We start from the raw sequence: 4,326 nt of genomic DNA, 5'->3' as shown, positions 1-4,326 counted from the left end.
CAGCCGTTCAAGGCGCGCCATAGCGGGCGGGTCAGTTTGCGATAGCTCATTACCAGTCTCCTTCGAGATGGTCGCGCCGGCCGGCCTTGAGTTGGTCATCGATGGCGACCGCCTCGTCGCGCTGGCGTGTCTGGGTCTCGGCGCGGGCGGCATCGACCCGGCGGTGGACGTCGGCGGAGGCCTCGGCCCGGTCGGCGCGCTGGTGTTCGCGCCGGGCCTGGGCCTGGTGGTGTTTCGATTGGCCGCGAAAGAGAACGGCCAGGCCGCTGCCGATGAGCGCCAGCAGGCCGAGCAGCTTAGTCAGCACGGGGGTTCTCCTTCTCCGTCTTTTCCCGCCCCCACCAGATGCCAAGCAAGGCGCCGGCGGCCGCCGCGAAATCCACGCCGCTCATTTCGGGTACATCGCCGAGCACGGGCAGGGTGAGCCCGGCCAGCGCGAACTTGACGAGCACCACCAACAGGGAAACGGTGACGAAGGTCAGGGTGATGGAGGGGTGGCCCCGGCTGTCTTTCATCATCAGCATCGGCATCGGGCGTCTCCCGGCAGTCAGGCCGCGCGGCGCCCGAGCTGGGCGAGCGCGGCATCCACGGCGTAGAGCCCCGGCACGTAGACGGTGCGAGGCTTGCCAATCAGGCGCGGTAGCTTGACGGTGGTCAGGCGCTCGTTGCGTGGTGAGCGGCCCGCGTCCGGTATCGACACGTGCGCCCACTCGCCGAACTCATGGATCAGCTGGTCGTGAGCCTGGCCGTGATCGCGCAGCCAGCGCGCCACCTCAAGCGAGGTGTACCCGCTGACCACGATGTCGGCGGCCAGGCCGTAGCGGTGCTGGGAGTTGCGTGCGCCGCCAATCTTTCGATTCAGCGCCGGCGGCCGGTAGCCCGATGTGACAGTGACCGGGCCCAGGGCGTCGCGCAGCGGCTGGAGCACCAGGACACAGAGCCGGCGCAGGTTCGAGTAGACCGGCCCGCCCTCGGCCACACGCATGTCGATGCCGTGGCGCACGGCCGTCTGCGAACGCAGGAACTCGTCGAGGTGGAAATTTTTGGTAAGCTGTGTCCCAGACATGCCGCTAGGCTATGGCCTGGCGGTGCAGGGAATCAGACTGAAATGTTTCAGGCAGGGCGGGGATGCGCCGCTTTGGCGCCTACATTCCAGTTGGGTCGCCGAGAATATGAGATGAACCCGAATATTCGTGCGAAGGAAATCGTAGCGGCATTCAAGCACTATCTCGCTAACGACGATGAATCCGAGATCGCAAAGTATTCTCCAGCCGAAATGCGGTCCGCGGATGAGCAGCTTGGGCAGCGAGATCAGGGTGCAGGCTTCCGCATCGCCATGCAGAACAGAATCCGCAAGAGTGAAGCGCAGGCATCAGAGAGAAAGGCCAGCTATGTGCGAGTTATTGGCCACATAGTCACCTTTGTCGTTGGTGTACTCGCTACGTTGGCTGCGCAGTGGCTTATGAAATAGGCCATCCGGTGTCCAGAGAACGTGAATAAAGCGATGGCCCAACAAGGACTTTCAACCGAGGCCTGGTTCGCTTCTTAGCCAAACGTCCGCAGCCGGGCACGGGTGAAGACAGGCGTGAGAGCGCCGATGTTGGAGATGAGCATGCTGGATCGACAAGTAAATCTAGCGGGATTCCTGGAGGGCGATCGTAGCTATCCCATGCGTTGGCAGACAGTCCGCCTTGTCTCCAATCTATCGCAAAATGATTGGCGGTCAATTGAGCACTTTCAGCTACGGGCGCGAGAATTTCTGCTCAACCTAGAAGACCTAAGGCTACCTAGGTTCTGGTCACTGTCGATCGATCGTGGCGGGTCAAAGACGAACGCACAATCAAACACGTTTCCGGGCCGCCACCGGGTGAAGTCGCTTTACCTCGACTTTCGGCACTTTATCGCAGATAAGGAACCTTCGAAGTTTCAGCGAGTCATCAATATCCTCAGTAAGAACACAGACAGGACGCACCCACTCCAAACCTTCCTTTCCAAGCTCAAGAAAAACTTTTTGAGAGATATAGATCTTGGAATTCGAATCAATGGAAGGGAATTACCGTTGGCTCATTTAGTGACTTTGTGGTTCAACACTGAGTTCTTTCACGCAGGTAGGGAAGATCAAGAGCAAGAACGTCATGAGTTGCTAACGGTGCTTCAAGAAGATGCCGCTCACCAGTTATTGGCATGGGGCGTGGTGAACACAGCGCACACAGTGAAGTCACTCTATGCGTGCGTCAAAGATCTCGACCGCAGCGGGTCACTTTTAGTGAACTGTCCCGATCCGAGGCTCATATTAAGGGACTCTACGGCATAGCGATGGCGATGGGAGAGAGGCCGTCGTGAACCTGGTGAATGTCCGTGTTACTCCAAAGATGCCAAGGCATATGGCCGCTTGAATGTAGTTCCTTCGGCAAGAACCGGGACAGACCACGTTTTAATCGGCACGACGCGGAAGCTAAAGTGTTCTCTCGAAACCGTGGCCTGTCCCTGATGATTGTCCTTCTGACTGTCCCCCTGAATGCAGGCATTAGAATATTTATGAGAAAGAATCTTGGCGGTTGGCAAAGACTTTGGGTGGTAACGGCGATCGTGTATCTCATCGGGGTGGGGTGGGTTACTTGGTCAAGCTGGCCAGCTTCCGCATCAATCACCCACAAGCAAGCGTATTACTCGCAGCTAACGCCGGAAGCGCAAACACGAATACTTAACGCCAAAGTAAGAGAAGAGGATGAAGATGCATTCATTCACGATGCGCAGTCTGTAAAGAATGCCGAGTTAGTCGAAATGCCGAATGGTCATGTGCTTGTTTTTCGTAAGAGCCTACCACGCGGTGAGGCAGAGGCTTTCGCACGAGAGTATTGGACCGTAGTAGAACATGCCGCATACAAGAGACGCCTCGTAAACGTTGCGCGGGCGTTTGCATGGTGGTTCATCCCGCTTGCACTTATCTATGTGGGTGGTTTGGCTGTTCGGTGGGTTTTCCGCGGGTTCAAGGAATCATAGATAAAATGGGCCGGTGACAAATGGGAATGATCAGCATTGTAGTTGTCACCAAGCTTTCTAGTGTTAAGAGGTATATTCCATGGTTGATACGGTGGAAGAAAGTGTTGCGGCTCTAGAGGAAGACCTCGGACTTCCGAAGGCATTCCTGGACTCATTGAAGAACGAGGACGACTGGTCTTTCATCATCAAACTCCACGCCTTGGTAGAGGCCGCAGTATCGCACTTGCTTGTCCATAAGTTTGGTGACGAGAGGCTGCTTTCTATTTTTTCCCGGGTTGAGCTCAGTAATAAGGCAACCGGAAAGATAGCGTTCATCTCTGCCATGGAGCTCGTCAATAAGCACGAACGGCGCTTTATTAGAAGCTTGTCGGAACTGAGGAACAAACTCGTCCACAACATTGGAAATGTGCAATTTGATTTGGCTACGTACGCTGATAATTTGGAGAAAGATGCTAAAGATAATTTCGCGAAGTCATTTTGGTACGGTTATGGGGAGCAAGATGATGGTGTAGACAGAAAACAGCTGGTCCTCGCGAAGCCAAAAGAGGCCATTTGGGTCTCGGCACTCCTGTTCCTGGCTATAATCTATGAGCTCAAAGAAGCCGAGCGCCTAAGGAGTAAAGCTAACGCAATGGCAGTCGAAGTCGCTCGATATGTTAGTAAGCTTCGCGGTAGCTCAACAGGCTTATAGAAGTTGCTGTGTGCAACTGAGGCGTGCTGGCTATTCCAGGGTCCACCTGCTTAGTTCATTACAAAAGCCCAATCTGCCGCCGCTCCGCCTCCGTGCGCCGGCTAGCCAGAATGTTCCACACCTGCCGCTCGGTGAGCCGGAACCGCAACGCCAGCTCCCGCGCGGTCTTGCCCTCCTTGTGACACTGCCGGATCTCGGCATCCCGGGCTTTCCGGGCGGCCCGCGTACAACGGGGCACGCGCAGATAGTCCCCGTCATAGAGGGCCGATAGCCTTTGTGCCGCCTCCATGCCGAGCTGTTCCGCGAGGGGATGGTTCTCCTCGTTCCGTTTCGGTATCCAAATCGTGACGCCCGGCCAACGCTCCACCAACGCGGGCGCGGCCGGCAGGCCGATAGCCTCCGCGACTTCGCGAAACACGGGCGGGAGGTCTTCGACTCTCATGCCCGATCCTTCTGCCGCGGGCGGAAGTCGGCCCCCTTCGGAACGGCGATGAGCCCGTGGACATCGAGCCAGCGGGCGACCACCAGCCACTGGCCGGCCGCTCCGATGCGGCCGCGCTTCCAGCCGCGGGTCCAGCCTACCGCGTAGCCGGCTGCGCCGGTGCACATGGCGATGCCGATGAGCCACCACC

The 4,326-nt window shown here is 57.5% G+C and carries 9 protein-coding genes; 4 read left to right on the top strand and 5 right to left on the bottom strand.

Annotated features, from left to right (window positions below; all coding sequences use genetic code 11):
* Positions 1-49 precede the first annotated feature (49 nt).
* Genes Q7L05_RS17045 through Q7L05_RS17035 form a run of 3 tightly spaced genes read right to left on the bottom strand, consistent with a single transcriptional unit; the run spans position 50 to position 1,066 of the window.
* Positions 50-307, bottom strand: coding sequence for a hypothetical protein (locus Q7L05_RS17045; protein WP_303909457.1), 258 nt, complete (start codon positions 305-307; stop codon positions 50-52).
* Positions 297-530: a hypothetical protein gene (locus Q7L05_RS17040; protein ID WP_303909455.1), complete on the bottom strand. Its 234-nt coding sequence runs from the start codon at positions 528-530 to the stop codon at positions 297-299. The genes Q7L05_RS17045 and Q7L05_RS17040 overlap by 11 nt, the downstream gene beginning before the upstream one ends.
* Before the next feature lie 17 nt (positions 531-547).
* Complete coding sequence (locus Q7L05_RS17035; protein WP_303909453.1) at positions 548-1,066, bottom strand: D-Ala-D-Ala carboxypeptidase family metallohydrolase; 519 nt, start codon at positions 1,064-1,066, stop codon at positions 548-550.
* A gap of 111 nt (positions 1,067-1,177) precedes the next feature.
* Here Q7L05_RS17035 and Q7L05_RS17030 point away from each other — a divergent pair, with 111 nt between their 5' ends.
* From Q7L05_RS17030 to Q7L05_RS17015, 4 genes are all read left to right on the top strand, one after another.
* Positions 1,178-1,471, top strand: a complete 294-nt coding sequence (locus tag Q7L05_RS17030; RefSeq protein WP_303909451.1) for a hypothetical protein — start codon at positions 1,178-1,180, stop codon at positions 1,469-1,471.
* A gap of 141 nt (positions 1,472-1,612) precedes the next feature.
* Positions 1,613-2,314: a hypothetical protein gene (locus Q7L05_RS17025; protein ID WP_303909449.1), complete on the top strand. Its 702-nt coding sequence runs from the start codon at positions 1,613-1,615 to the stop codon at positions 2,312-2,314.
* A 224-nt stretch (positions 2,315-2,538) separates the two neighbouring features.
* On the top strand, positions 2,539-3,003 hold the full coding sequence (locus tag Q7L05_RS17020; RefSeq protein ID WP_303909447.1) for a hypothetical protein: 465 nt from the start codon (positions 2,539-2,541) through the stop codon (positions 3,001-3,003).
* A gap of 79 nt (positions 3,004-3,082) precedes the next feature.
* Complete coding sequence (locus Q7L05_RS17015; RefSeq protein ID WP_303909445.1) at positions 3,083-3,694, top strand: hypothetical protein; 612 nt, start codon at positions 3,083-3,085, stop codon at positions 3,692-3,694.
* 58 nt (positions 3,695-3,752) lie between these two features.
* Here Q7L05_RS17015 and Q7L05_RS17010 read toward each other — a convergent pair whose 3' ends face one another.
* Both Q7L05_RS17010 and Q7L05_RS17005 read right to left on the bottom strand, forming a co-directional pair.
* On the bottom strand, positions 3,753-4,136 hold the full coding sequence (locus tag Q7L05_RS17010) for a Mor transcription activator family protein (protein WP_303909443.1): 384 nt from the start codon (positions 4,134-4,136) through the stop codon (positions 3,753-3,755).
* Positions 4,133-4,326 (bottom strand): hypothetical protein (locus Q7L05_RS17005; RefSeq protein ID WP_303909441.1); only part of this gene is annotated, 194 nt, incomplete at its 5' end. The genes Q7L05_RS17010 and Q7L05_RS17005, both read right to left, overlap by 4 nt.

Source organism: Thiohalomonas denitrificans (assembly GCF_016841685.1).
Lineage (GTDB): Bacteria > Pseudomonadota > Gammaproteobacteria > Thiohalomonadales > Thiohalomonadaceae > Thiohalomonas > Thiohalomonas denitrificans_A.
Note: the sequence above shows the minus strand (reverse complement) of the source record. Positions and strands in the feature narration are given on the sequence as shown.